This is a genomic window from Actinoplanes italicus, from assembly GCF_003001815.1.
In the GTDB taxonomy this organism is placed as follows: domain Bacteria; phylum Actinomycetota; class Actinomycetes; order Mycobacteriales; family Micromonosporaceae; genus Actinoplanes; species Actinoplanes italicus.
In genome coordinates this window covers 21,297-46,009 of sequence record NZ_PVMZ01000001.1, presented here as the reverse complement: position 1 = coordinate 46,009, position 24,713 = coordinate 21,297, and the positions used below count along the sequence as shown (strand labels likewise).

At 69.7% G+C, this 24,713-nt stretch carries 28 protein-coding genes; 14 read left to right on the top strand and 14 right to left on the bottom strand.

Going from position 1 to position 24,713, the window contains the following annotated elements; genetic code table 11:
* Positions 1-88 precede the first annotated feature (88 nt).
* The 5 genes from CLV67_RS00270 to CLV67_RS00250 all read left to right on the top strand — a co-directional run bounded on the left by CLV67_RS00270 (position 89) and on the right by CLV67_RS00250 (position 4,197).
* Positions 89-604 (top strand): hypothetical protein, encoded by a 516-nt coding sequence (locus CLV67_RS00270; protein ID WP_239166170.1) that lies wholly within the window; start codon positions 89-91, stop codon positions 602-604.
* Between the two features lie 96 nt (positions 605-700).
* The gene (gene ettA / locus CLV67_RS00265) at positions 701-2,377 is read left to right on the top strand and encodes an energy-dependent translational throttle protein EttA (protein WP_106315102.1); all 1,677 of its coding nucleotides are present in this window, start codon (positions 701-703) and stop codon (positions 2,375-2,377) included.
* Positions 2,378-2,380: 3 nt separating this feature from the next.
* A complete protein-coding gene (locus CLV67_RS00260; protein WP_106315101.1) occupies positions 2,381-2,791 on the top strand; it encodes an acyl-CoA thioesterase in 411 nt (136 codons plus the stop codon).
* A 33-nt stretch (positions 2,792-2,824) separates the two neighbouring features.
* Positions 2,825-3,484 (top strand): DUF8185 domain-containing protein, encoded by a 660-nt coding sequence (locus CLV67_RS00255; protein WP_106315100.1) that lies wholly within the window; start codon positions 2,825-2,827, stop codon positions 3,482-3,484.
* Between the two features lie 128 nt (positions 3,485-3,612).
* Positions 3,613-4,197, top strand: coding sequence for a type III secretion system chaperone family protein (locus CLV67_RS00250; RefSeq protein ID WP_106315682.1), 585 nt, complete (start codon positions 3,613-3,615; stop codon positions 4,195-4,197).
* 12 nt (positions 4,198-4,209) lie between these two features.
* Here the strand turns inward: CLV67_RS00250 and CLV67_RS00245 are convergent, their stop codons facing one another.
* From CLV67_RS00245 to CLV67_RS00235, 3 genes are read right to left on the bottom strand one after another with little or no spacing between them, the layout of a single operon-like run.
* Positions 4,210-5,484: a delta-60 repeat domain-containing protein gene (locus CLV67_RS00245; protein WP_106315099.1), complete on the bottom strand. Its 1,275-nt coding sequence runs from the start codon at positions 5,482-5,484 to the stop codon at positions 4,210-4,212.
* A 58-nt stretch (positions 5,485-5,542) separates the two neighbouring features.
* Positions 5,543-5,947 (bottom strand): globin, encoded by a 405-nt coding sequence (locus CLV67_RS00240; RefSeq protein ID WP_106315098.1) that lies wholly within the window; start codon positions 5,945-5,947, stop codon positions 5,543-5,545.
* A 58-nt stretch (positions 5,948-6,005) separates the two neighbouring features.
* The gene (locus CLV67_RS00235) at positions 6,006-7,079 is read right to left on the bottom strand and encodes a mechanosensitive ion channel family protein (RefSeq protein ID WP_106315097.1); all 1,074 of its coding nucleotides are present in this window, start codon (positions 7,077-7,079) and stop codon (positions 6,006-6,008) included.
* 190 nt (positions 7,080-7,269) lie between these two features.
* Between CLV67_RS00235 and CLV67_RS00230 the strand changes: the two genes are divergently transcribed.
* Positions 7,270-7,818, top strand: coding sequence for an HNH endonuclease (locus CLV67_RS00230; protein WP_106315096.1), 549 nt, complete (start codon positions 7,270-7,272; stop codon positions 7,816-7,818).
* 10 nt (positions 7,819-7,828) lie between these two features.
* Here CLV67_RS00230 and CLV67_RS00225 read toward each other — a convergent pair whose 3' ends face one another.
* Together CLV67_RS00225 and CLV67_RS00220 are read right to left on the bottom strand one after the other, a co-directional pair.
* Complete coding sequence (locus CLV67_RS00225) at positions 7,829-8,608, bottom strand: class F sortase (RefSeq protein WP_249037930.1); 780 nt, start codon at positions 8,606-8,608, stop codon at positions 7,829-7,831.
* A gap of 45 nt (positions 8,609-8,653) precedes the next feature.
* Positions 8,654-9,127, bottom strand: a complete 474-nt coding sequence (locus tag CLV67_RS00220; protein WP_106315094.1) for a hypothetical protein — start codon at positions 9,125-9,127, stop codon at positions 8,654-8,656.
* Positions 9,128-9,328: 201 nt separating this feature from the next.
* On the opposite strand from CLV67_RS00220, the gene ctaJ reads away from it, so the two are divergent.
* Positions 9,329-9,604 carry an aa3-type cytochrome oxidase subunit CtaJ gene (gene ctaJ, locus CLV67_RS00215; RefSeq protein ID WP_106315093.1) on the top strand — a complete coding sequence of 92 codons (276 nt, stop codon included), beginning with the start codon at positions 9,329-9,331 and terminating at the stop codon, positions 9,602-9,604.
* Positions 9,591-9,986, top strand: a complete 396-nt coding sequence (locus CLV67_RS00210; RefSeq protein WP_106315092.1) for a DUF5130 family protein — start codon at positions 9,591-9,593, stop codon at positions 9,984-9,986. The genes ctaJ and CLV67_RS00210 overlap by 14 nt, the downstream gene beginning before the upstream one ends.
* 14 nt (positions 9,987-10,000) lie before the next feature.
* On the opposite strand, the gene CLV67_RS00205 is transcribed toward CLV67_RS00210, so the two are convergent.
* Together CLV67_RS00205 and pepN are read right to left on the bottom strand one after the other, a co-directional pair.
* Complete coding sequence (locus CLV67_RS00205; protein ID WP_106315681.1) at positions 10,001-10,552, bottom strand: Uma2 family endonuclease; 552 nt, start codon at positions 10,550-10,552, stop codon at positions 10,001-10,003.
* Between the two features lie 136 nt (positions 10,553-10,688).
* Positions 10,689-13,247 (bottom strand): aminopeptidase N, encoded by a 2,559-nt coding sequence (gene pepN / locus CLV67_RS00200; RefSeq protein ID WP_106315091.1) that lies wholly within the window; start codon positions 13,245-13,247, stop codon positions 10,689-10,691.
* A gap of 105 nt (positions 13,248-13,352) precedes the next feature.
* Here pepN and CLV67_RS00195 point away from each other — a divergent pair, with 105 nt between their 5' ends.
* The 4 genes from CLV67_RS00195 to CLV67_RS00175 all read left to right on the top strand — a co-directional run bounded on the left by CLV67_RS00195 (position 13,353) and on the right by CLV67_RS00175 (position 16,923).
* Entirely contained in the window at positions 13,353-13,985 is a 633-nt protein-coding gene (locus CLV67_RS00195; RefSeq protein ID WP_106315090.1) for a mycothiol-dependent nitroreductase Rv2466c family protein, read from the top strand.
* A 326-nt stretch (positions 13,986-14,311) separates the two neighbouring features.
* Entirely contained in the window at positions 14,312-15,508 is a 1,197-nt protein-coding gene (locus CLV67_RS00185) for a DUF1015 family protein (RefSeq protein ID WP_106315088.1), read from the top strand.
* Positions 15,508-16,425, top strand: coding sequence for an alpha/beta hydrolase (locus CLV67_RS00180; protein WP_106315087.1), 918 nt, complete (start codon positions 15,508-15,510; stop codon positions 16,423-16,425). Before CLV67_RS00185 ends, CLV67_RS00180 begins: the two co-directional genes overlap by 1 nt.
* 12 nt (positions 16,426-16,437) lie before the next feature.
* Entirely contained in the window at positions 16,438-16,923 is a 486-nt protein-coding gene (locus CLV67_RS00175) for a ribose-5-phosphate isomerase (protein WP_106315086.1), read from the top strand.
* A 135-nt stretch (positions 16,924-17,058) separates the two neighbouring features.
* Here the strand turns inward: CLV67_RS00175 and CLV67_RS00170 are convergent, their stop codons facing one another.
* Positions 17,059-17,346: a hypothetical protein gene (locus CLV67_RS00170; protein ID WP_373873134.1), complete on the bottom strand. Its 288-nt coding sequence runs from the start codon at positions 17,344-17,346 to the stop codon at positions 17,059-17,061.
* A 312-nt stretch (positions 17,347-17,658) separates the two neighbouring features.
* Entirely contained in the window at positions 17,659-18,882 is a 1,224-nt protein-coding gene (locus CLV67_RS00165) for a GNAT family N-acetyltransferase (protein WP_106315085.1), read from the bottom strand.
* A 98-nt stretch (positions 18,883-18,980) separates the two neighbouring features.
* Here CLV67_RS00165 and CLV67_RS00160 point away from each other — a divergent pair, with 98 nt between their 5' ends.
* On the top strand, positions 18,981-19,598 hold the full coding sequence (locus CLV67_RS00160) for a DNA-directed RNA polymerase II (protein ID WP_106315084.1): 618 nt from the start codon (positions 18,981-18,983) through the stop codon (positions 19,596-19,598).
* Here the strand turns inward: CLV67_RS00160 and CLV67_RS00155 are convergent.
* On the bottom strand, positions 19,591-20,388 hold the full coding sequence (locus CLV67_RS00155; protein WP_239166177.1) for an SDR family oxidoreductase: 798 nt from the start codon (positions 20,386-20,388) through the stop codon (positions 19,591-19,593). The genes CLV67_RS00160 and CLV67_RS00155 overlap by 8 nt on opposite strands.
* Positions 20,389-20,566: 178 nt before the next feature.
* Here CLV67_RS00155 and CLV67_RS00150 point away from each other — a divergent pair, with 178 nt between their 5' ends.
* Complete coding sequence (locus tag CLV67_RS00150; RefSeq protein ID WP_239166171.1) at positions 20,567-21,448, top strand: glycosyltransferase family 2 protein; 882 nt, start codon at positions 20,567-20,569, stop codon at positions 21,446-21,448.
* On the opposite strand, the gene CLV67_RS00145 is transcribed toward CLV67_RS00150, so the two are convergent.
* Genes CLV67_RS00145 through biuH form a run of 4 tightly spaced genes read right to left on the bottom strand, consistent with a single transcriptional unit; the run spans position 21,436 to position 24,713 of the window.
* A complete protein-coding gene (locus CLV67_RS00145) occupies positions 21,436-21,816 on the bottom strand; it encodes an AtzH-like domain-containing protein (RefSeq protein WP_106315081.1) in 381 nt (126 codons plus the stop codon). The two genes, CLV67_RS00150 and CLV67_RS00145, sit on opposite strands and share 13 nt — an antisense overlap.
* Entirely contained in the window at positions 21,817-23,367 is a 1,551-nt protein-coding gene (locus CLV67_RS00140; protein ID WP_106315080.1) for a SulP family inorganic anion transporter, read from the bottom strand.
* Positions 23,364-24,020 (bottom strand): cysteine hydrolase family protein, encoded by a 657-nt coding sequence (locus CLV67_RS00135; RefSeq protein ID WP_106315079.1) that lies wholly within the window; start codon positions 24,018-24,020, stop codon positions 23,364-23,366. Before CLV67_RS00135 ends, CLV67_RS00140 begins: the two co-directional genes overlap by 4 nt.
* A complete protein-coding gene (biuH, locus tag CLV67_RS00130; protein WP_106315078.1) occupies positions 24,021-24,713 on the bottom strand; it encodes a biuret amidohydrolase in 693 nt (230 codons plus the stop codon).

The following is a 24,713-nucleotide window of genomic DNA, read 5'->3' as shown; positions in this document are numbered from 1 at the left end:
GTAAGCTCCCGCTTTCTCACCGGCTCCGACTCGCCGCCTGTGACGCACGGCGATGGACCGGCTCGGGGCGGGGTGCCATCCTTTGCCGGTGACCCCGCTCGATGATCATTCCCAGCAGCGACAGCCATTGTTCTTCCCTGTGGTGATCGCCACGGCGCTGCTCACGATCATCGGCATGGTCGGCGGCTACCTGCTCTCCCGGCGCGGTGGCGGTGGCTCGGGGAACGAACCGGTGCCGGTACCCACGCATACCCAGCTCCCGGCCGGTCAAGCCTGTCTCGGCCAGACCCAGGAGATGGGTGTGCAGGCCGGATCCAACGGGGAGCTCCGTCAGGTGATGCGGGTGCGCACCGACAGCCGGACGGTCGTCTGGATCTGCCAGGACGACGACGGGGAGCTCTTCTACCACGCCAACAAGGGCGGCGCCGAGGCTCCGTGGGTGGAGAACAAGACCGCGTTGTTCCTGGCCGGCGTGCAGCACGACGGGCAGGGCGAGTTCTGGGCGACGGCCGCCAACGGCACGGTCTTCCGGGTGAACTCCGACCGGCTCGTCATCGAGCACACGAACGGCCGCGTCGAGGAACAGGAGGTGGTCCCGGAGTGAGCGACCGGGGTTGCCGTTCGGCGCGGCCGGGGCAGGTGGAAAGATTGAGGTGCTAATCGGCACCGGCAATCCACGATCTCGGAGGTAGGGCACACCGTGGCCCAGTTCATCTACGTCCTGGAAAAGGCGCGCAAGGCGCACGGCGACAAGGTCGTGCTCGACAACGTCACGCTGAACTTCCTGCCAGGCGTCAAGATCGGTGTGGTCGGACCGAACGGCGCCGGTAAGTCCAGCCTGCTCAAGATCATGGCGGGCGTCGACCAGGTCAGCAACGGCGACGCCCGGCTGATGCCCGGCTACACCGTCGGCATGCTGGCACAGGAGCCGCCGCTCAACGACGCCAAGACCGTCCTCGGCAACATCGAGGAGGCGGTCGCGGAGACCAAGGCCAAGCTCGACCGGTTCAACAAGATCGCTGAAGAGATGGCGACCGACTACACCGACGAGCTGATGGAGGAGATGGGCAAGCTCCAGGAGGAGCTCGACCACTCCAACGCCTGGGACATCGACGCCCAGCTCGAGCTCGCGATGGACGCGCTGCGCTGCCCGCCGCCGGACGCCGACGTCACCCAGCTCTCCGGTGGTGAGCGCCGCCGGGTCGCCCTCTGCAAGCTGCTGCTCGAGGCGCCCGACCTGCTGCTGCTCGACGAGCCCACCAACCACCTCGACGCCGAGAGTGTCAGCTGGCTGGAGCAGCACCTGGCCAAGTACGCCGGCACCGTCATCGCGATCACCCACGACCGGTACTTCCTGGACAACGTGGCGACCTGGATCCTCGAGCTGGACCGCGGCCGCGCGTATCCGTACGAGGGCAACTACTCGACGTACCTCGACAAGAAGGCCGCCCGCCTCGCGGTGCAGGGACGCAAGGACCAGAAGCTGCAGAAGCGCCTCACCGAGGAACTCGAGTGGGTGCGGTCCAACGCCAAGGCCCGGCAGACCAAGAGCAAGGCCCGTCTCGAGCGCTACGAGGAGATGGCCACCGAGGCGGAGAAGACGCGGAAGCTGGACTTCGAGGAGATCCAGATCCCGCCGGGCCCGCGTCTGGGTAACACGGTCATCGAGACGAAAGACCTGGTCAAGGGCTTTGATGGTCGTACGCTCATCGACCACCTGTCGTTCTCTCTGCCGCGTAACGGCATCGTGGGAATCATCGGCCCCAACGGCGTCGGCAAGACGACCCTGTTCAAGACCATCGTCGGGCTGGAGCAGCCGGACTCGGGCTCGGTCCGCGTCGGCGAGACCGTGAAGCTGTCCTACGTCGACCAGAACCGGTCGGGCCTGGACGGCAGCAAGACCGTGTGGGAGGTCGTCTCCGACGGGCTCGACCACATGATGGTCGGCAAGGTCGAGATGCCGTCCCGCGCATACGTCGCCGCTTTCGGCTTCAAGGGCCCGGACCAGCAGAAGCCGGTCAAGGTGCTCTCCGGTGGTGAGCGCAACCGGCTGAACCTCGCGATGACGCTGAAGATCGGCGGCAACGTGATCCTGCTCGACGAGCCGACCAACGACCTGGACGTGGAGACGCTCTCCAGCCTGGAGAACGCGCTGCTCGAGTTCCCCGGCTGCGCCGTGGTGATCTCCCACGACCGGATGTTCCTCGACCGGGTCACCACGCACATGCTGGCGTGGGAGGGCACCGACGAGGACCCGGACAAGTGGTTCTGGTTCGAGGGCAACTTCGACGCGTACGAGAAGAACAAGGTCGACCGGCTCGGCGCCGACGCCGCCCGGCCGCACCGCGTGACGTACCGCAAGCTCACCCGAGACTGATACGTGGCTGAGCGCTTCGTCTACGACGTGGCCGTGCGCTGGTCCGACATGGACGCGTACGGCCACGTCAACAACGCGCGTTTCCTCACCCTCTACGAGGAGGCGCGCGTGGCGATGTTCTTCGTCGGTGCCAAGGCGCACGGCCTCGGCTCCTTCGAGGAGGGCATCGTGATCGCCCGCCACGAGATCGACTACGTGCGGCCGATCGACTTCGGAGACCCGGTCCGCATCGAGATGTGGGTGTCCGAGCTGCGGGCCGCGTCGTTCACCGTCTCCTACGAGCTCTTCGACGACGGTGTGCTGGCCAGCCGGGCGAAGTCCGTCTGCGTGCCGTACAACCTGATCGAAGGCCATCCGCGCCGGCTGTCCGACGCCGAGCGGGACTTTCTCAAGCCGTACACCGAGGTGTCTTAATGATCGTGGTGTCTTGATGAACGTTGACGGGTCATGAGTGAGCACGGCCTGCTCGGGGTTCCCGACGCAGGTGCGTTCCTGGCGCGGCTCACCCGGCTGGATCCGGCCGCGCCGGTGCGGCTCCGATCGTCCGGCGGCCGGACCGCGCTCTGGGCGCGCCTCCCATGGGAGGTGCTGGTCACTCGCGAGGTGGCCGGACCGGGGCCGGGCGACGCGACGGTCTCCGCATCCGAGCTGCTCGCCGTCCTCGCCGCCGGCGGTGGCACCCTTCCGGAGCGACGCGACACCCAGTGGCGCTGGCCGTTGCCGCCGGCCGCCAGCCGGGCCGTCGAGTCGGTCTCCGGCGCCGAACTGGCGCAGCTCGCGACGGCGGCCGCCGGGACCCTGCGGGAGATCGCCTCCGGGGGGATGTCCGGTCGTGCGGTCGGTCAGCGGGCGGTGCGCGACGCCCTTCTCGATCATGTGGCGCTGGTGGTCACTCCGGACGACGGCGAGCCCGTGCAGATCTCTCAGCGGCTTGTCCAGGCTGTCGCCCGGATGGGTTTCCTCGGTCCGAGGGACGCCGAGCCCGCGGAGGCGAGGGTCCGGGTGGCCGGTGGCTGGGTGGGAATTTCCGCACCATATGGAGTAGCTTGGCGACAGAGCGTTCATAAATTGACCGTTATGCCGATGTCCAGTCACCCGAAAGGGTGACCCAGGATCGTTCTTCCGGTCCCGCCCTCCCGTTAGGGGGATGACCTTCAGGAGGCGTGCGGGTACCGTCGGCCCTCGGATCCACTACAACGTCCGGCGTGGGTCTGTTGGGGAGCGAGGTGCACACGATGCCGTGGTGGTCATGGCGTCCGGGATCGACTGCGGGCAACCAGCAGTCGGAGACCGGCGGCGAGGTTGCGGTGCAGAGCACCGTTCGCGTCGGTGTCCCGGCCCAGCGCGAGCCGAGCCGCTCCGCGGTTCCGTCCGAACTGTCCACGAGTGGCTCGTCCGAAGTGATCCTGCCGGTGCAACTGGCCCGGGTCGGCAAGGCGCTCGACATGCTCGACATCCGGTTCCTCGCCGACGGCGGGGGCAGCCTGCTGGCCATGTGGGAGCGGCACGCCGTGCTGTTCACCCTGGAGGGCCCGGAGGACGAGATCCTGGTCATGCGGGCCCGGCCACACGCGACGGTCCCGCCGGACTGGGCGGACCGCGCCTACCGGGTGGTCAACGAGTGGAACCACACAAGGCGCTTCTGCAAGGCCTATGTGGGCGACCCCACCGAGCGCGGCCAGCTCCCGATCTACGCCGAGTTGCAGGTGCCCCTCGCCGCGGGCGTCCACGACACGCTCCTGGTCGAGCTCCTCGACTGCGGAGCCGCCGTGGCCACCTCGTTCGTGGACTGGCTTCACGACGAGGGCGCTCTGCTCTAGCTCTCCGGCGTTCTAGCTGTTCGGCAGCGGGAACATGCCGAGGCGGCCGTGATATTCACGGCCCAGCTGATCGGTGTCCGAACCGACGAGCAGGCCGTTGCGGGTCACCAGGAAGGCGCGCACGCCGACACCGCGCGACCGGGTGGGGTTCCACTCCAGGGCCTTGCCGGTGTTCGGGTTGACCGCGCCGATGCCGGGCCGGGACACCGCACCCGGGCCGGGGCCGTTCCCGTCGGTGCCGTACGGGTTGTCGAACCACCGCTGGTGCCCGCCCAGGTAGACGGCCGGACCGGTGATCGCCACCGCGTACAGCGAGTCCCCGCCGGTCCGCTGCACCCAGGTCGGGTTCTGCCGGCCCGCCGTCCGCGTCTCGAACCGTGCCGCCGAGTCGCACAGCTTCTGCGCCGACGACGCCCGGCCGGTCGCCGCCACGACGATGTAGGTGCCGTCCGGTGAGAACTTGACCTGCCGCAGGTACGTGTCGAAGCCCTGCATGCAGGTCGGCTTGAACGCGTCGGTGTACCAGCCGGTCAGCGCTGCCGCCGGGCCGCCGACGTCGAAGAGCGCGATCTGGGTACGGTCGGCGGTCCCCGACCTGAGGAACGCGCCGACGGCGATCAGTTTCCGCCCGTCCGGGGAGACGTCGAAGTGCTCCACCCGGGTGCGCTTGAGACCCGGACCGGCCAGGCGCGCGTCGAAACCCTGGTCCACGGCACCGGACTGCGCGTTCAACCGGACCAGGCCGACCCGCTGGACCCCGTTGACCGCGGAGAACGTACCGCCCGCGTAGAGCTGGTCGCCGCGGCTCACGATGGCACGCACGTCGCCCCAGTTGACCCGGGCACCGAACGAGGCGTACCGCCCGCTGTCGAACAGTGACACCCGGGCCAGGCCGCGCTGGGCCGCGCCGTTGACGCTCTTGAACGCCCCGCCCAGGTAGACCGAGTGGTCCGGCCCGGCGGCCAGCGAGTACACCGCGCCGTCGACCTGCGGGGCGAACGTCCTGATCTCGCCGTCCCACAGACCGAAAGCGAAGACGTTCTTGCGCGCGTAGACCTGCCGCCGGCTGCTGTCGGTCACCTTGGTGAAGGCCCCGCCGACCACCACCGTGTCGCCGACCAGCGCCAGCGACCACACGGTCCCGTCGAGCACGTGTGGCGTCCAGTCCACCGGGTTGGCGGACACCACCGTGGGGTGATAGGTGTCGGCCGTCGCCGGTGGTGCACCGGCTACCGCCGGAACGGCGACGGCCGCGACCGCGGCGGCTGCGAGCAGGCGACGGCGCATGAAAGGGCTCCCCGGATCGTGAGTGACAATCCGATCAACGAGCCAACCGCCGGAGGCGTCACTGCCCGGTTGCGGGCTCCGCGGGATCCATCGTGTTCACCATGAAATAGGCCGCTCGCTCCAGGTAGTCCCAGAGCTGGGTCCGGGCCGGCTCGGGCAGGCCGAGCGAGTCGACCGCCACCCTCATGTGGTGCAGCCAGGCGTCACGGGCAGCCGCGTCGACCCGGAACGGCGCGTGCCGCATCCGCAGCCGCGGATGGCCGCGATTGTCCGAGTACGTCGTGGGTCCGCCCCAGTACTGCATGAGGAAGAGCGCGAACCGGTCGGCGGCCGGCCCCAGATCCTCCTCGGGATACATCGGCCGCAGCAGCGGGTCCTCCGCCACGCCCTCGTAGAACTTGTCCACGAGGCGCCGGAAGGTGGCCTCGCCACCCACGGCGTCGAAGAAGGTCGGTTCGCTCACCTGTCCATCCTTCCACTCACGGCCATCTCGCCCGGAAGGGGCCGACGGCCGGACATGATCAGGTCGCCCCGCCCTGCTGCGGGCCGGCGGCCGGCGGCGCCGAGGTGTCCGGCCCGCCGAGCCACGCGGGCGGCACGGCGCTGCGCGGCAGTCGTGAGGCGGCGATCCGCTCGGACAGGCCGCTCGTCTCCAGCGACTCGGTCAGCACCCGGCGCATGTCACGCTGGATCGAGATCTGGCTGTCGGCGGTGGTCTTGGCGATGGTCCGGATCACCGCGCCGTCCACGGTCAGCTGCTCGACGCCGACCACGTCCGGCGGTTCCAGGAAGCCGGTCTCGTGCTCCGGGTCGTGCGCGACCGTCTCGGCCGCGGCCTTGAGCACCGCGACGGCCTCCTCCGAGCTCACGAAGCCGATCGGGATGTCGATCACGACCATGGCCCAGCCCTGGCTCTTGTTGCCGACCCGGACGATCTCGCCGTTGCGGATGTACCACAGCACACCGCGCGCGTCGCGGACCGTGGTGATCCGCAGGCCGACGCTCTCCACCACACCGGTGGCCTCGCCCAGGTCGACCGTGTCGCCGACGCCGTACTGGTCCTCAAGCAGCATGAACAGGCCCGCGATCAGGTCCTTGACCAGGCTCTGTGCTCCGAAGCCGAGGGCCACGCCGACGATGCCGGCGCTGGCCAGCAGCGGCGCCAGGTTGAAGCCCAGCTCACCCATCACCAGCAGGGCGGCCATCGTGAAGATCACGGCGCTGACGAAACTGCGCAGCACCGACGCGATCGCCTCGGCCCGCTGCCGCCGCCGCTCGGGGATGAAGGTCCCCTCCTCGGCGGTGACCGTCACCTTCTCTTTCAGCGGCCGCAGCAGCGCCGGCATCGAGGCCCGCGAGGTGCTGGTGGCCAGCCGGGAGATCGCCCGGTGCAGCAACCAGCGGATGAGCAGCGCGACCAGGACGATCATCGCTATCCGCAGTGGCTTGATCAGGACCACGTAGCTGCTGGCAGCGAACCACTCGTTGCCGGTCCAGTCGAGGATCTGGGTGCAGAGGGCGTCGTCCGCGCAGACCGGCGTCGTGAAGACGTCGACCGAGGCGGACGGGCCGGGGGTGGGGCCGAAGAGGAACACGGGAAGTCAAGGTACCGGGTCGAGCCGGGTGAAGACCTCAGACGTTTACCGAACGGCTACGGATTCTGCTCGCAATTTGGTTATTCATCAGGGACTATTGGCGCACGGGACTCGTCCGGCGAGGCCCACATCACACACGCATGGGCTATGGGAGCGGTTACTAGCAACTGACACCGGAAGGGTGATCGCGATGCCTGACATACGACCCACGGTTGGCTCTTCCGCGTTAGTCCTGAACGCTACCTACGAGCCGCTGTGCGTCGTATCGGTGCGTCGAGCGACCATCCTCGTCCTCACGGCCAAAGCGGAGTGCGTCTCCGACGGCGACGGCATCCTGCACAGCGCACATCAGAATCTCCCGGTTCCCTCGGTGGTCCGTCTCACGCGGTATGTGAAGGTGCCGTACCGCACACATGTCGGACTCTCCCGCCGGGCCGTCTTCGCCCGTGACGGTGGACGCTGCGCCTACTGCCGCGGTTCCGCCGAGACCATCGACCACGTCTTCCCGCGCAGCCGCGGCGGCCTGCACGCCTGGGACAACGTCGTGGCGGCCTGTGCCAAGTGCAACCACAGCAAGGGTGACAAGACCCCTGCCGAGCTGGGCTGGCGCCTGCACGCCGCCCCGGCCGCCCCGCGTGGCGTCGCGTGGCGGGTGCTCGGCCACCGGACCCCCGACCCCCGCTGGATGGACTGGCTCGACCTGCCCGACCCCGCGCTGCTGGAGGCCGAGGCGGCCTGAGACGGCCTGGCTAGCCCTCCCGTGCCGAGACGAGGGAGGCGAAGACGACGATGTTGTCCTCGTAGCCTTCCTCACCACCGATCCAGCGCCCGCCGCACGTCATCAGGCGTAGCGAGGGCCGGCTGTAGTCGCCGTAGACACGTCTCGTCGGCAGATCGTTCTTGTCGAACGTCTCCACCGAGTTGACCTCGAAGACGGCGACCGACCCGTCCGCGCGGCGAACCTTGATCTCCTGACCGGGCTTCATCTCGTCCAGTTTGTGGAAGACCGACGGCCCGGTCCGGGTGTCGGCGTGCCCGACGATCAGTGCCGGCCCGAACTGCCCCGGCGTCGGCCCGCCCTCGAACCAGCCGGCCTCGTTGTGCCGCTTCAGCGGCGGCACGTCGACCGAACCGTCGTTGGCCAGTCCCACCTCCAGGACCGGCGCCGACACCCGCAGAGCGGGGATCTCGAGCCGCTCCGGGCGGCTCGGGTCCATCACCGGGAACGCCCGCGGCGGTGGCTTGTCCTCGCCGCGGAACAGGCTGCCGATGTCGAACCCGGTGGCGGCGCCCAGTCCCAGGCCGAACACGAACAGCCCCAGGAAGAACAGGACCAGCGCCGTTATCCCGATCATCCCGGCCTTGCGGCCACGGACCGGCTGCGGTTTCGGGAACTGCCGGGGGAAGGGGATCCGAAAGGGCGAACGCCCGCGGATCTCCGGGGTCGGCGGCAGCGGCCCGGTGATCGCGCCCGGCGGCGGCGCCACGATGACCTGGGCCGGGCGCTTGCGCGCGACGGCCGCCGGCACCCGGGCACCCGGTGGTGGCTGTTTCCCGCTCGCCACGCCGCCGCCTCAGCCGATTCGCCGGCGCAGGGACACGGCGCCGAGCGCGAGCCCGGCCAGTGCGATGGCGAGCCCGGCGCCGATCAGCAGCGGGGCGGGGGAGTCCCCGGCGGTGCCGCCGAACCCGGTGGCCGGCCCACGGGACGGCTCCACGTTCGCGACGACGTGCAGGACGGCCGTGGCCGCTCCGCCGTCCGGGCAGGTCAGGGCGACCGGATAGTCGCCCGGGTCGGTGTCGGCGGGCACCCGTACCGTCGCCACCAGGAAGCCGAATTCGGGCGCGACGGTGACCGTGCCGATGGGCTCGCCCCGCACCGTCGCTGCTTTGAGATTCTCGTCGCACGACGCGCGCAGCGCGATCTCGTCCCCCGCTTGCACCGTGCTGGGGTTCAGTTCCACGAAGACGGCCGCGGCGGCCGCCGGTGAGCTGCCGGTCAGGGCGATGGTCAGGCCCGCGACGACGGCGGGGACGAACGTGCGCATGAGCTCCCCCTCCTGCCGTTCGCGACGGAAAGTACGCGGACGGCGCGTGAGGGTGATTTTCGCACCTGCGCGCACAATCCGCGTAGATCCCGACGGCGTGAGACCCCGGTTCGAGACCCGACGGTCCGGGACGACATGCGCTCCGCTACGGTGATTGATGTTCGGAATAAAGAGGAACACCGTGCGCCTGGGGGCGTTCAGTTGTCAGTAATCAGTACCGTTCTGGTCTTCGTGATCATCCCGGCCGCGATCATCGGTACGATCGCCACTCTCGTGCTCGCCGGATCCGACCGGTCCAAGCCGGACCGCCGCTACCGTCCGGGCCGGCCATACGACTTCCCGGCCATGTGGTTCACCGCCACGCCGCAGCAGGTCGTGCCGGCCGGTGACGGCCGCTCCACCGGGCTGATCATCGAGGACAGCTCCGGCTCACCCGTCCGCCCCGGTCCTACAGGAGGCGCAAGTGACAGTTGGTGAGGTGACCCCGCTCGAGCAGCCGACCGGTGGTCCGTTCTCGACCCGGCAGCTGCTCCGCCTCGACGAGGCGCTCCGTGTCGCCGATCAGGTGACCGGTCTGTACTTCAGCATCTACCTCGGCCCGCTCGAGGAGCCGCTGCGCGAGTCGGCCGAGAAACTGCACGCGCAGACCCGCAACCCGAAGCGCGCTGTCCTGATCGCGGTCTCGCCGAACCAGCGCAAGCTGGAGATCATCACCGGCGCCGACGCCCGCAAGCGCATCTCCGACCGGGACGCGAAACTGGCCGGCCTGTCGATGGCCGCCTCGTTCGGCGGTGGCGACCTCGCCGGCGGCCTGCTGATCGGTATCGACCAGCTGGCCTCACACGCCGGCAGCGCCTGAGCGCTGAGAAGCGGTCAGCGCCAGGTCGCCGGGTTCACCCGGACCGGGTATGGGCTGTCCAGTTTCGCCTGCTCATCGGTTGCCACTTCCTGGACCGGGTGATACTCCGCCCCGTCCAGGGTGAACGCGCGCAGGACCGGTCCCGCCTCCACCCGCCAGTACACCGGAATGCAGGCCGCCGCGTAGACGGACGGCTTGAGCAGCCGGTCGTAACGCCGGGTCTCGTCGGCCTCCACCTCCACGACCAGGGCGACGTCGGCCGGGTCCACCCAGATGGCGCCGGAGGAGTGGGGCCGCAGCACGGTCACGTCCGGGACGAGGTTGCTGGTCTCGAACTCGATGCCGAGCCGGGCGCACACCCACCAGCCGGGCGGTGCCGCCGACCGCAGGGTGGCGACGATCGACTCGACCAGGGAGTCGTGCCGGGTGGTCGCCGGTGGTGTGACGTGCAGGCTGCCGTCGAGGATCTCGTACCGGTGACCGTCCTGCGGGAACAGGTGCAGGTCCGGTTGGCTCCACCGTCCCTCGGGTGCGCTCCACCGCACCGGGGAACCCTGGCTCAGCATCGTCACAGGCCACCTCCATCACCGCGGAGTGCCAGCGTACTCACACAGAGTTGTTTCCGGCGGGTTATCCGCCGGTAAGTTCTGGCATGTGAAAGGCCCGCCCCTCTTTCGTGGGACGGGCCTTAATCACATTCGGTCAGGCTGCGGACCTGTCCTTGGCCCGTGCCTTGAGCGCCCGGAGCACGCCGTCGCGGCCTTCGGCCACCAGCCGGCGCAGCGACGCCGGGTGACCGTCCCTGGCCAGCCAGGCGTCAGTGAGCGCCACCGTCTCCTCGCTGATCTGGAAGGCCGGGTACGCCATGGTCGCGAACTCCTGTGCCGGCTCGCTGTCCGAACGCGCCCAGACGTCGGCCGCCACCTCGAAGAACTTCGCGGCGTACGGCGCGGTCAGAGCCACCTGGCGGGTGCTCTGGAAGCCCTGCAGCAGCGACCGGTTGAGCCAGTTCGGCGGCGCCTGCGGGCCGGTCAGCTCAGCCCACACGCGGGCCTTGTTCGCCGCCGTCGGCAGCAGGGCCCGGGCGATCGCCGCCTCGCGCTCGCCGCTGGCCGTCTTGTCCCCGGCGAGCTCATCGTCGATCTCGGACTCCGAGGCCGCGCCCAGCGCGGACAGTGCCTGCAGCAGCGACCAGCGCAGCTCGGTGTCGACCACCAGACCCGACGGCTTGGCCTCGCCGGACAGCCAGCCCCGCAGGACCTCTGCCTGCACCGGCGTCCGCGCCGCGGTGATGAACGCCCGTGCCCAGGTCAGCTGCCAGCCGCTGCCCGGTTCGGCCGCGGCCAGCTGCCGCAGTGCCAGGTCGGCCAGCAGTCCCCAGCCGGTCGGCGCCCACTCCGGGTCGGCGAAGCTGGTCAGCGACATCCCGGCCTGCCGCAGCGTGGCGGTGGTCAGGTTGATGTCGCTCTCGGCCGGCAGTCCCGCCACGACGAGGGCGACGTAGTCGCGGGCCGCCAGTTCGGCGTCGCGCAGCATGTCCCACGCCGCCGCCCAGGACAGCGCCCGCGGCAGTGCCGAGTCGAAACCGGCGATGTGGCGCACCAGGGTGGCCATCGACCGCTCGTCGAGCCGCAGCTTCGCGTACGTCAGGTCCTCGTCGTTGACCAGCAGCAGGTCCGGCGCCTTCACTCCGGTCAGGACGTCGATGGCGGTCCGCTCGCCGGCCACGTCGGCCTCGATCAGCTCACGCCGGACCAGCCGGTCGCCGTCGATGTCGTACAGCCCGATGCCGACCCGGTGGGTACGCAGGGTCGGGTACCCCGAGGGGGCCTCCTGCTGCACGACGACGCTGGTGTAGTTGCCGTCGGCGTCCAGCTCCACGATCGGGCGCAACGTGTTGACCTGGGCCGTCTCCAGCCACTGGGCGGCGAACTTGCGCAGCTCCCGGCCGGACGCCGTCTCCAGCTCGGTGAGCAGGTCGTCGAAGGTGGCGTTGCCCCACGCGTACTTGGCGAAGTAGGCACGCAGCCCGGTCAGGAACGGGTCCAGGCCGACGTAGGCGACCAGCTGCTTGATCACGCTGGCGCCCTTGGCGTACGTGATGCCGTCGAAGTTGACCTCGACCGCCTCCAGGTCCGGCATCTCGCAGTAGACCGGGTGGGTGGAGGAGAGCTGGTCCTGGCGGTAACCCCAGGCCTTACGGATCGACAGGAACGTCGACCAGGCGTCGGAGAACCGGGTCGCCTCGGTGTTGCACCAATGGCTCGCCCACTCGGCGAACGACTCGTTCAGCCACAGGTCGTTCCACCAGCGCATGGTGACGAGATCGCCGAACCACATGTGGGCGAGCTCGTGCAGGATCGTGTTGGCGCGCTGCTCGTACTCGTAGTCGGTGACCTGCGAGCGGAAGATGTAGTGCGACTCGGCATGAGTGACGCAGCCGAAGTTCTCCATCGCGCCCGCGTTGAAGTCCGGCACCCACAGCTGGTCGTACTTCGGCAGCGGGTAACGGACGCCGAACTTCTCGTGGAAGAAGTCGAAGCCCTGCTTGGTGATGAGGAACAGGTCGTCGGCGTCCAGGTAGCGGGCCATCGAGGCGCGGCAGAAGACGCCCAGCTCGATACCGTCGTGCGAGTCTCGGACCTCGTGGTACGGCCCGGCGCAGATCGCCGTGATGTAGGTGCTCATCCGCGGCGAGGTGGTGAAGTGGACCGTCTTGGCGCCGAACGCGGCCGCCTCCTCGGAGTCCACCGGCATGTTCGAGACGACCTTCCAGTGTCCCGGTGCCGTCACGTGCCAGGTGTAGACGCTCTTGAGGTCGGGCTGGTCGAAGCACGCGTAGGCGCGCTGCGCGTCCGCCGTCTCGAACTGGCTGTAGAGGTAGACCTCCTTGTCGACCGGGTCGAGACTGCGCTGCAGGCCCTGCCCGCTCGCCGAGTAGCCGAACTCGCCGTCGACGACCAGGGTGTTCTCGGCGGCGAGCCCGGTCAGCGGGAGGCCGTTCTCCGGCGACCAGCCGCCGAGGTCCAGCGGTTCGCCGTTCAGCGTCGCGGAGTGGATCCTGGCGGCGGCCGCTTCGATGAACGTCGCCGCGCCGGGCTCGGCGCACCGGAACTCGATCACTGTGGTGGACCGGAACGTCTCGGAGCCGGGGTTGCCGTGCCCGTCGGTCAGGTCAAGGGTGATGTCGTACCCCGTCACCTCGAGCAATCGACCACGCTCCGCAGCCTCGACCTGGGTCAGGTTGTGAACACCGGCCACGTGCACTCTCCTTCGAGCTGAGCTGATTGCTTTACCCGCAGCCTATGCGGCGACCGCGACGTAACTCACCCCGACCGTGCCCGCACGAAGGTGGAAGATCGAGCCATGAGTGAACGTGGCACCGTCGACATGTGGTTCGACCCGCTCTGCCCGTGGGCCTGGATGACCTCCCGCTGGCTGCTGGAGGTCGAGAAGGTTCGCCCGCTGGACGTCCGTTTCAACGTCATGAGTCTCTCGGTGCTGAATGAGGGCCGAGACGAACTGCCCGAGCGTTACCGGGAGATGCTGGACAAGGGCTGGGGCCCGGTCCGCGTCTGCATCGCCGCCGCCGAGGCCGCCGGGCCGGAGGTTCTCCGCGACCTCTACACCGCTCTCGGCACCCGGATCCACCTGCAGAAGTACGAGATCGACGACCCGAAGCTGTACGCGGAGGCGCTGGCCGAGGTCGGCCTCGACGAGAGCCTGGCCGAGGCGGCGCACACCGACGCCCGCGACGTGGCGCTGCGCGAGAGCCACAACGCCGGCATGAAGCCGGTCGGCACCGACGTCGGCACCCCGGTCATCCACGCGCCGGGCCCGAACCCGGGCGAGACCGTCGCCTTCTTCGGCCCGGTGGTCACCCCGGCACCGAAGGGTGAGGCGGCCGGCAAGCTGTGGGACGGCGTGGTGCTGGTCGCCGGCACCCCGGGCTTCTACGAGCTCAAGCGCAGTCGCGATCTGGGCCCGATCTTCGACTGAGAAAGTCCGTTGCCGTTCGGTGGCGGTCGCACGGAAACACGATCCTGTCGCGAAGATCCGTCGTTGGATGAGGTGACGTACACCTCATCCAACACGGGAGCGGGTAATGCCGGAAAGTGAATCGGTCGGGTCGAGCATCAGCGTCCAGCGCGGAGTGTGGACTGATTTGTCCCCTGATATGGCCTCTATGCTCGCCCCGCCCGTTACCGTCACGGCAAGCCAGATCGAACGAGCGATGAACTCGTTGGCTACGGCACAGTTGAGCAGGTCACCGCTGGCCATGCCGGTTGGTAGGCATCGGGCCCACTCCGGGTAAGTTGCCTGCCATGACGGTCGTGCACCCGATCAAACTGGCCTGGATCACCAACGGAGGTACCGGGGCCCAGAATTACGACGAGTTCGCCGACGACGCCGAAATCACCGACATCATCAAGGCCAACCCGCACAGCGCGCTGGCCGTCGAGATGCCGCACCTCGCGCCCGAGTCCCTCGGGAAGTCCTTCCTCGAGTCGCTGCCGGACGCCGTCGTCCGCCTGCAGCGGGATCAGGCCGAGGAGAAGTACCGGCAAGCCGAGCACGTCGTGGTGCTCTACCGCATCACCGCGCAGGGCGAGGCGCCCGCCTACGGCCTGTGGAACACGGTCGAGACCGGCCAGATCTCCACCAGCGCCGACGAGCCCGGTCTGGTCATCCGCAACGAGGACGTCTTCATCAGCAAGGTCCGTGAGCGGGTCGCCCTGGCGGAGGCCGTCGGCGCGCTGCTCTCCCCGGTCCTGCTCCTGCAGACCGGCCGCGGTGAGGAACTGCACGCCGCGCTGGCCGAGGCGATCGACGCCGCGGGCGAGCCCGCCTCCACCGACGTGGACAGCGCCGGGCGTACCCACGCGATCTGGCCGGTCGGTCCCGGCGAGCTCCAGGACCGGCTGCTGGCCCTGGCCGGCGGCGGCGAGCTCGTGGTCGCCGACGGCAACCACCGCAGCCTGGCGGCGCAGACCGGCGGCCTCGAGCGTTTCCTGGCCGTCGTCACCACCCCGGCGTCGGTCTTCATCCAGCCCTACAACCGCCTGGTCAGCGAGCTGCCGGCGTCACTCGACGAGCTTCTCGAGCGGCTCCGCAAGGCCGGCGCGACGGTCACCGAGCTGCCGCGCGTCGCGCAGCTTCCGCCAAAGGGCACCATCGAGTTGTACGCCTCCGGCCGCACCTTCGCGATCGCGCTGCCGTCCGACCCCGCCGGCACCTCGGTGGAGAACCTGGACCACGCCCTGGTCGAGCGTGTGCTGCTGCGCGACTCGCTGGGTCTGGACCCGGGCGACAAGCGGATCTCCTACATCGGCGGCGACTACCCGGTCGAGTGGCTGCGCGGCGAGGTCGACGCGGGCCGTGCCGAGCTGGCGATCCTGATCGCCCCGGTGACCGTCGACGACTTCGTCGAGGTGAACCTGGAACGGCTCAAGCTCCCGCGCAAGAGCACCTGGTTCACCCCGAAGGCCCGTGGCGGCCTGGTCGTGGCCGACATCCGCTGATGTTGCACCCGCAGGTGACGGCCGCCGCCGAGCTGAGGCGGCGGCCGTCCTCCGAAGAGCTGGCGGCCGAGCCCTATCAGCGGCTGCTCAGGGTCCGGGCCGCGATGGAGGACGCGAACGAGGCCGAGACCGGCCCGGCGTTGCCGCTGCCGGTGGTGGCCGACTTCGACGCCGACGGTGTGCCGTGCCGTCTCTACGCCGCCAGGGCGAACGCGCCCGTGTTCGTCTACCTGCACGGCGGCGGCTGGTGTTACGGCAGCATCGAGACGGTGGACCGGTTCTGCCGCCGGGTCGCGGACCGGTCCGGCTGCGCCGTGGTGTCGGTCGGCTACCGGCTCGCCCCGGAGCACGTCTACCCGGCAGCCCTGGAGGACGCCGAGACGGTCCTGCGGTACCTGCGCAAGTCCGGCGGCGACCTGGGCCTGGACCCGTCCCGGCTGGCGATCGGCGGCGACAGCGCGGGCGGCCAGCTCGCCACCGTCACCGCCCGCCGGCAGCGCGACGCGGCCACCCCGCTCGACTTCCAGGTCCTCGTCTACCCGGCCCTCGACCCGCTCACCTCCGCCGAGTCGTACGACGAGGTGGGGGAGTACGGCCTGGACCGGGCCTCGATGAAGCTGGCCTGGGAGACGTTCGTCCCCGATCCGATGCTCCGGCTCACCCCGGACGTGTCGCCGCTGGCGGTGGCCGACCTGTCCGGCATGCCGCCCACCCTGGTGATCACCGCGGAGTACGACGCGCTGCGCGACGAGGGCGCCGACTACGCCGACGCGCTGATCACCGCGGGCGTGCCCGTGGTGCACACCCGCTACATGGGGGTGAACCACGGCTTCGCCCGCAAGCTGGCCACGATCGACGCCGCACGGGCCGCGGCTGATCAGGTGGCGTCCGCCCTGCGTTCGGCCCTCACCTTCTGAAAGACTTCGCTCATGCGTCTCTACCTGGGATCCGACCACGCCGGCTTCGAGCTGAAGAACCACCTCGTGAACCACCTGGCCAAGCAGGGGCACGACGTGGTGGACGTCGGACCGCACGTCTACGACGCCGAGGACGACTACCCGGCGTTCTGTTTCCACACCGGTGTCAAGGTGGTCGCCGATCCGGGCTCGCTCGGCATCGTGATCGGTGGCTCCGGCAACGGTGAGCAGATCGCCGCGAACAAGGTCCCCGGCGTCCGCTCGGCCCTGGTCTGGAAGACCGAGATCGCCGAGCTGGCCCGCCAGCACAACGACAGCAACGTGATCGCCATCGGCGCCCGCCAGCACACGCTGGACGAGGCCACCGCCTTCGTCGAGGCCTTCATCGCGACGTCGTTCTCGGGCAATGTCCGGCACGCCCGCCGGATCAGCCAGCTCGCCGAATACGAGGTGGCCCGCGAGCTCCCCGAGCTCCCCGAGCCCTCAGCCACCGCCTGAAAGAGCCCGGCTGTGCCGTACCGCTGTCTCAGCCGCGCTGAGACAGCGGGTCTGCCACAGGCACGAAGATCCGGCTGTGTCGTACCGCTGTCTCGCGGAGCTTGAGACAGCCTTTGCGACACAGCCGGATCTGGTTCAGCGGCGCGGGAGCTCCTCGCGGGGCAGCCAGTTGCGCCGCACGATCGTCAGATCGCGGTCGGCCTCGGCAAGGTCCTCGTCAGACGGGCGGGACGCGTCACGGGCCCGCAGCGCGGCGCCCACGCTGACCTGTGACGACCCCGAGCCGACCAGCCCGCGCAGCCCCCGTTCGGACTCCCGGTCCTCGGACCCCGGAGCGCCGGAACGCTTCGGCATGCCACCGCGGGTGGGCCGGCCGGTCGAACGCTCGGCGGCAGGCGAGCCGTCGCTGTCGGGCGTCACCACGGCCGGCGGCCCGGAAGCGGGCGGTGTGGGAACGGGCGGCCCGGATGCGGGCGGCGCGGGAATGGGCGGCCCGGATGCGGGCGGCGCGGGAACGGGCGCTGGGGGAACAGGCGCGGGACCGGGCGTGGGTGGCTTGGGAGCTGGAGCCGGAGCCGGAGCCGGTGGCGGTGCCGGGACCGGCGGCGCAGACGGCGGCGGGCCGGGCACGGGAGCGGCGGGCGCGTCGGCGGGCGCCGACGACGAGGGACGTACGCGGCGGCGTCGGCGTTCGGGCTGGCCCATGCTGCCGACGGTACCGCCGCGACGGCCGGCTCAGTACACCTCGGTAGGACTGGGCAGCCGGTGCCAGCGGAACGCGATCGTCGGATCGTTCGCGGTGAGCTGCCGGACCCGGCCGGCGGCGGCGAGCGCGGCCAGCGACGTACCGCCCAGATAGACCGCGCCCAGGTCGGTCACCGAGCAGCTCAGGTCGGCCGGATCGGTGGTGGCCGTGCACGTCGCGCCGCCGGGCCCGCCGGTGAGGCGCCAGCGCCCGGTGTTCTGCTCCAGGATCGGGTCGGTGACCTCGATGACCACGTCGACGTCGGTGGCGTAGCGGCGGGCGGCCAGGGCCGCGGGCACGTCGATCAGCCGCAGCCACAGCGCGTCGGCGAAGCCCGCACCGAGGCGCCGCGGCTCGTCGACCAGGTGGAGCAGCGGTTCCTCGACGGAACCCAGGCGGACGGTCACGCTGCGGGACAGGTCGATGCCGAGAAGGAAGCGCCAGAGCGTCTGATACGTCTCCGGATCGGCGGCGACCACCTCGCGGACCTGCACCTCGGCGTTCGGCCCGTGGCTGTTCCAGTCGTCCTTGACCCGCCAGAGCGCGTATCCGGTGGGCCCGTCCGGACCCTCGTGCACCACCGCGTAACGCTTGGTGGCGCCGTCCCGATGCGATTCCGGATCGCCCAGGACGAACCCCCACCACTGGTCGTTGCGGCTCGACCAGCCGATCCGGTCGGCGCGCAGCTGCTCGTACACCTTGGTCATCTCGGGAAGCAGCGTGCCGGGCTCGGCCATCCGCAGCCGTCCGGACGGCTCGGCCGGCGGGGCGGGGAGACGAACCTCACGGCTCATGATGTTGAAGACGAGACGGTTCGCGGCCGCGCCGTACCCATATCGGGGGTAGATCGAGGTTTCGCTGGCCCACAGGACGGCGATCGACTCCCGGCCCGCCTCCGCGAGCTCGCGCAACTGACGGTGCATCATCCGGTTCAGCAGGCCGCGCCTGCGGTGGGTGGGTAGCACACCGACCCCGGAGACGTGCGCGGCCGGAATCACCGCCCCCGGCACAGTGAGGTCACGTGTGAAGGCCTGGATATGGCCCACCACCAGCCCGGCGTCGTCGGTGACCAGGGAACGGTCGACCTCGAAGACGCCCGCCTCCATCTCCTTGAGGGTGCCGGACACGTCCTCGTGGAAGACGGTTCCGTAGAGGCGGCAGATCGCCGGGAAATCTTCGGCGTTGCTGGGGCGGAGTACTATCTCTTCCTTCATAGCCTGTGTGTAACGGACTGATGTGCACTGCGGCGACTGATTTGTTCGCTCGCTACGCTCGACTTGTGCCGGTCCGATCGCAGGACGAGGGGGGAACGATGCCGGAGCAACCGCAGTGGTCCGAGCGGACGCTCGACATGCCGCCGCAGGATCCGTGGGCCGATCAGCCGACCAGGCAGACGACCCCGGAGGACGCCGCCGACAGGCCGGCGCCGACCTCGCCGGGGCCCGCCCCGGCGCCCGACTCGTCGCCGTTCAGCAAGGGCCGCGCCCAGGTCACCCAGCGCACCGAGCAGTTCCGCGCCGAGCACGAGCCGACCGGCACGGGCTGGCCCGGCGATCACCACCACGAGCAGCGTCAGCAGCGCAGCCTGAGCTGGCACATGCGGCGGCTGCGCCGCGGCGGCGAGTGGAGCAGCGCCGCCGGCCTGTTCGCCTTCGTCTGCTGGGGCATCTGGGCACTGTCGTCCGGCAACGACCTGACGAACCCGCTCATCCTGTTCGTGGTGGAGCTGATCGTCGCGGCCGGTGTGTTCGCGCTGTCGCGCCTGGTCGGCCGGCTCGTCATCGAGCAGCGGATGGGCCGGCCCCGGCACACCGCACGCGGTGCGCACGTGGTGGCCGGCCTCTTCCTCGTCGGTGTCGGGCTCGCTCACCTGCGCCAGACCGGCTGGGTGATGGACGCGGTCGGCTGGGTCGCCGGACTGTTCAGCTGACCGGCTTGCCACCGGTGATGCCGAGCACCTCACCGGTGGTGTAAGTGGAGTCCTGGCTCGCGAAGTAGACGTACGCGGCGGCCAGCTCGGCGGGCTGGCCGGCGCGGCCCAGCGGGGTGTCCCCGCCGAACGACGCGACCTTCTTCTCCGGCATGGTGGCCGGGATGAGCGGCGTCCAGATCGGGCCGGGCGCGACCGCGTTGACCCGGACGCCCTTCTCGGCCAGGTCCTCAGCGAGCGCCTTGGTGAAGGCGACGATGCCGCCCTTGGTGGTGGCGTAGTCGAGCAGCGGGCTCGACGACTGGTACGCCTGGATCGACGCGGTGTTGAGGATCGCCGATCCGGGCGGCATGTGCGGCACGGCGGCCCGGCAGAGCCAGAACATCGCGTACAGGTTCGTCTTCATGACCCGGTCGAACTGCTCGTCGGTGATGTCGGTGATCCCGCCCGGCTGGGCCATCTGGTACGCGGCGTTGTTGACCAGGATGTCGATGCCGCCGAGCTCGGTCCGCGCCGTCTCGATGATCGCCCGGCAGTGTGCCTCGTCGCGGATGTCGCCGGGCACCTTGACCGCCTTGCGGCCGGCCTTCTCGATCCACTGCACGGTGTCGTCCGCGTCCGACTCCTCCTCCGGCAGGTAGGAGATCAGCACGTCGGCGCCCTCCCGCGCGAACGCGATGGCGACCGCCCGGCCGATCCCCGAGTCGCCTCCGGTGATCACGGCCTTGCGGCCGGTCAGTTTCCCGCTGCCGCGGTAGCTCTCCTCGCCGTGGTCCGGCCGGTCCGGCATGGCCGAGGTCAGGCCGGGTGGCTGCTGGTCGCCGCCGTCCAGTTCGGGCTTCGGGTACAGGTCACTCGGGTTCACGGCATCGCCTCCAGGTCGCCGGGATCGGATGTCCAAACGCTTTCCCGCGAGACGTGCGAATAACCAGATTCCGGGTATGCGGCCCGCCATGGGGGACCCACGAGTGAGCGTCGTCGTCATCACCTGGCAGCGGCGCGACGAGGCGCTGGACTGCGTCGGCCGGTTGCGCGAACTGCCGGAACGGCCGCACGTGGTGCTGGTCGACAACGGTTCGGCCGACGGCACGGCGGACGCGGTCCGGGCGCGGTTCCCGGACATCGAGGTGGTCGCCCTCGGCGAGAACCTCGGGGCGGTCGGTCGCAATCTGGGTGTACGCCGTACGCGCACCCCGTACGTGGCCTTCTGCGACGACGACACCTGGTGGACCCCCGGCTCCCTGGCCCGCGCCGCCGACGTCCTCGACGCCCATCCGAGGCTGGCCCTGGTCAACGCCCGGATCGTGGTGGAGCCGTCCGGTGCCGAGGATCCGATCGTGGCCGAGTTGCGCGAGTCTCCAGTGCCGGCCCCGGACTGGCTGCCGGGACCGGCGCTGGGCAGTTTCCTGGCCGGCGCCTCGGTGGTACGCCGGGACGCGTTCGAGGCGGCCGGTGGCTTCAGCGAGCGACTGTGGCTCGGCGGCGAGGAGGAGTTGCTGGCCACCGACCTGATCGCGGCCGGCTGGGAACTGTGCTACCTGGACGACCTGACCGTCCACCACCGGGCTTCGAAGGTGCGCGACAGCACCCACCGGCGGCGGGTCGGGCTGCGCAACACGCTCTGGTTCACCTGGCTGCGCCGGCCGCTCGGCCCGGCCGTACGACGCACGATGTTCCTGGCCCGGACCGTCCCGCGGGACCGCACCTCGCTGCTCGGTGCGGTCGACGCGGTCCGTGGTCTGGGCTGGCTGCTGGTCGACCGCCGGCCCCGCCCGGCCGTGGTGGAGGCCCGGCTGGGCCGGCTGGACGAGGCGCAGCGGCGTTCCGCGGCCCGGCGTTACGTGGGCTGAGCCGCGGGCTCGGAGACGTGGGCGTGAACTATGCGCCAACCCTCGGGCAGCCTGATCCACGTCTGCGACTGGCGACCCAGCACATCCGTGCCGGGGTAACCGAAGAGCGTCGTCACCACGGCGCTGCTCCGGCCGTACCCGCGAATGGTCGTGTCCTTGAGCCGGCGACCCGGCGGCAGACCGCCCTGCATCTCCCTCCACCTGCGTTGTTCCTCGATGCCGGCCTGCTGGTCGGCGATGCCGAAGCGAATCGCCTCGGGTGCGAAGAAGCCGATGATCGCGTCGACGTCGTCGTCGACCAGTGCCCGCTCGTAGGCCTCGAACGCGGTGGTGACCTCGGCGATCACGTCGGGAAGGTCGCGTTCCACTCAGGCCACCGGGGCGGGCTCTTCGAGGGACGCCTCCTCGGGCTCGGGCTCTCGCGGCGTGGGCTTGCCCAACGCGAACAGCACGCAGACCACCGTGAGGAAGAGGTAGCCGAGTGACACCGGCCCGTCCGCGTTGAACTGCACCTTCTCGGCGTGGATCAGGCCGATGAAGGTGAGCACGGCACCGCTGGCCGAGAAGATCGCGGCGTGCCAGAACCGTTTGTCGATGATGAACGCCACGATCGCGCCGAGCACCAGACCGGCCAGGATGGCGCCCTGACCGAGCGTCTTGAGGCCGTCGTAGACCACTCCGGCCCCGGCCAGCGCCTCGTTGCCGACCTGTGCGGCTGTCGTACCGGCTGCGGCCAGCGAGTTGTCCATGAGGCCGGTCGCCCAGGAGGCGATGTTCGGGATGAGCGCGGCCACCACGGCGGCGGCATGCGCCTTCGGTGTCGCCTGGAACGCCTGCGCGCCGATCAGCAGGCCGATGTAGAGCAGGATCGGCACGATTGCCGCGGTCGGGAAGATCGCGCCGAGCAGCCCGAACAACCCGAAGAAGCAGAGGAGGGCGATCACGATGCCGGTGGCCATCGAATATCCGGTACGGCCACCCGCGGCCTTCCACCCGGGGTGCCCGACGTAGACGGCCGGCGGGAACGGCGACCCGAGACACGAGCCGATCACCGCTCCCGCGCCGTCGGCCAGCAGCACGCTGCGCAGGTTGTACCGGTCACCGGCGGTCGCGGCGCTCTCCACGTTGGTCATCGCCTCGGTGAAGTTGTAGACGCCGAGCGGGATCGCGGTCGCCAGCAGCGGCGCCATGTCCTTCAGCCCGTCGATGAGCAGGTCGAACTTGAGGTGCGGGAACGCGAACGCGATGTCCTTCGCGGCGCTCTGCACGTCCGGCACCGACATGGCGCCGCCGATCCAGCCGATCGCCGTGCCGACGAGCAGCGCGGCCAGCCCGATCGGGAAGTTGAACGGCAGCTTCACGTCGGTGAGCAAGCCGATCAGCAGCAGGCCGAAGACCGGCAGCGCGATCCACGCGTAGTTCCACATGTTGCCGGCCGGGTTCATCGAGATGAACGTGATCGAGATGCCGGCCAGGGTGCCGAGCAGCGCGGCCCGCGGCGTGTACTTCCTGATGTACGGGCCGACGAACGCGCCGATCAGCACGATCACACCGATGATGAACGCCCACGCGATACCGGCGGTCCACGCGGCGATCGGATCCTTCGTGGTCAGGTAGATCGGCAGCATGATCACGAAGATCACGATGAACATGTGCGGGACGCTCGGGCCGTACGGCAGCGCCGTCACGTCGGAGCGGTTCTCCCTGGCGGCCAGCCGCCGGGCCAGGTAGGTGTAGTAGACGTTGCCGGCCACCAGCGCGATGCCCAGCGCCGGGAGGATCACGCCGAAGACGTTGCCGGCGGGCAAGCCGATCACGCCGAGGCACAGGCCGGTCAGGGTGAGCACGTTGACCAGGACGTTGACACCGAACCCGAAGAAGGCGTTGGTGTCGCCCCGGACCCAGTAGGCGAGTTTCATCGGGCGATCTCCTCGATCAGAGCGGGGGACTCGGCGACCCAGCCGAAGATGCCGCCCTGCGCGGCGATCATCTCGAGGCCGATCTGCTGGAACTCGGGGAAGTAGGAGCCGACGCAGTCGGCCAGGACCAGGCACTCGTAGCCGCGGTCGTTCGCCTCACGGACCGTGGTGTGCACGCACACCTCAGTCGTGACCCCCGTGACGACCAGGGACTTGATGCCGTCGTTGTCGAGGATCTTGTGCAGATCGGTGGCATAGAACGCGCCCTTGCCGGGCTTGTCGACCACCGGTTCGCCCTCACCCGGCTTCAGTTCGTCGATGATGTCGTGGCCGTATTCGCCGCGGACGAGAATGCGGCCGAAGTTGCCCTCTTGCCCGATCATCGGCCCGCGCTTGAGCTTCGCCGGTGGGCAATCCGACAGATCAGGCAAATGCCCCTCGCGAGTGTGGATGATGGGCATGGTGGTGGCACGCCAGGCTGCCAGGAGCTTCTCGAGCGGCTCGATCGTCCGCCGCAGCTGTGACACGTCGTTGCCGAGCGACTCACCGAAGCCGCCGGGCAGAAGAAAGTCCCGCTGCATGTCGATGACCAGCAGCGCGGTGGTGTCCAGATCGAATTCGAAAGGGCCGGGTTTCGCGTCGACAGAAGGCATTCATGCTCCCAGTGCCGCTATCACGTCGTCGGAGGTGGCGACGCAGCCGAAGACACCGCCCTGCATGGTGACCATGTGCAGGGCGGCGGTGTGGTTGGACGGATCGGTGGCCCCCGTGCAGTCGCTGAGGATCAGGCACTCGTAGCCGCGGTCGTTGGCCTCGCGCATGGTCGTGTGCACGCAGACATCCGTGGTGATTCCGGTCAGGATCAAATGCGTGATGCCGTGGGTACGCAGAACGAGGTCAAGATTCGTGGCATAGAACGCGCCTTTGCCCGGCTTGTCGATCACGACTTCACCAGGCGCCGGCGCGACCTCGGGGACGATCTCCCAGCCCGGCTCGCCCTTGATCAGGATCCGTCCGCACGGCCCCTGACCGCCGATCTCCGCCCCGATCCGCTTCGACCGCCAGCGCTTGTTGGCCGGCAGGTCGGACAGGTCCGGGTCATGCCCCTCGCGGGTGTGGATGACGAGCATGCCCAGCTCACGGACGTGCGAGAGCAGTTTCGCGGTGGCCGGCAGCCCGGCGCGGGTCAGCTCGATGTCGTAACCCATCGCGTCGACGTAGCCGCCCGGCCCGCAGAAGTCGGTCTGCCAGTCGATGCAGAGCAGAGCGGTCCGGTCCACCGGGACCGAGCCGTCGTAGGGCCAGGCGTACGGGTCGGCCTGCACAGGCCCGATACGTGCGGTCAT

Bases quoted from the DNA above. Each gene is read 5' to 3' on its own strand.
- CLV67_RS00255 (WP_106315100.1), top strand. From the start codon at position 2,825: ATGAGTGAGCACGGCCTGCTCGGGGTTCCCGACGCAGGTGCGTTCCTG.
- CLV67_RS00250 (WP_106315682.1), top strand. From the start codon at position 3,613: ATGCCGTGGTGGTCATGGCGTCCGGGATCGACTGCGGGCAACCAGCAG.
- CLV67_RS00245 (WP_106315099.1), bottom strand. From the start codon at position 5,484: ATGCGCCGTCGCCTGCTCGCAGCCGCCGCGGTCGCGGCCGTCGCCGTT.
- CLV67_RS00230 (WP_106315096.1), top strand. From the start codon at position 7,270: ATGCCTGACATACGACCCACGGTTGGCTCTTCCGCGTTAGTCCTGAAC.
- CLV67_RS00220 (WP_106315094.1), bottom strand. From the start codon at position 9,127: ATGCGCACGTTCGTCCCCGCCGTCGTCGCGGGCCTGACCATCGCCCTG.
- CLV67_RS00205 (WP_106315681.1), bottom strand. From the start codon at position 10,552: ATGCTGAGCCAGGGTTCCCCGGTGCGGTGGAGCGCACCCGAGGGACGG.
- CLV67_RS00195 (WP_106315090.1), top strand. From the start codon at position 13,353: ATGAGTGAACGTGGCACCGTCGACATGTGGTTCGACCCGCTCTGCCCG.
- CLV67_RS00185 (WP_106315088.1), top strand. From the start codon at position 14,312: ATGACGGTCGTGCACCCGATCAAACTGGCCTGGATCACCAACGGAGGT.
- CLV67_RS00180 (WP_106315087.1), top strand. From the start codon at position 15,508: ATGTTGCACCCGCAGGTGACGGCCGCCGCCGAGCTGAGGCGGCGGCCG.
- CLV67_RS00175 (WP_106315086.1), top strand. From the start codon at position 16,438: ATGCGTCTCTACCTGGGATCCGACCACGCCGGCTTCGAGCTGAAGAAC.
- CLV67_RS00165 (WP_106315085.1), bottom strand. From the start codon at position 18,882: ATGAAGGAAGAGATAGTACTCCGCCCCAGCAACGCCGAAGATTTCCCG.
- CLV67_RS00160 (WP_106315084.1), top strand. From the start codon at position 18,981: ATGCCGGAGCAACCGCAGTGGTCCGAGCGGACGCTCGACATGCCGCCG.
- CLV67_RS00155 (WP_239166177.1), bottom strand. From the start codon at position 20,388: ATGCCGGACCGGCCGGACCACGGCGAGGAGAGCTACCGCGGCAGCGGG.
- CLV67_RS00140 (WP_106315080.1), bottom strand. From the start codon at position 23,367: ATGAAACTCGCCTACTGGGTCCGGGGCGACACCAACGCCTTCTTCGGG.
- CLV67_RS00135 (WP_106315079.1), bottom strand. From the start codon at position 24,020: ATGCCTTCTGTCGACGCGAAACCCGGCCCTTTCGAATTCGATCTGGAC.
- biuH (WP_106315078.1), bottom strand. From the start codon at position 24,713: ATGACCGCACGTATCGGGCCTGTGCAGGCCGACCCGTACGCCTGGCCC.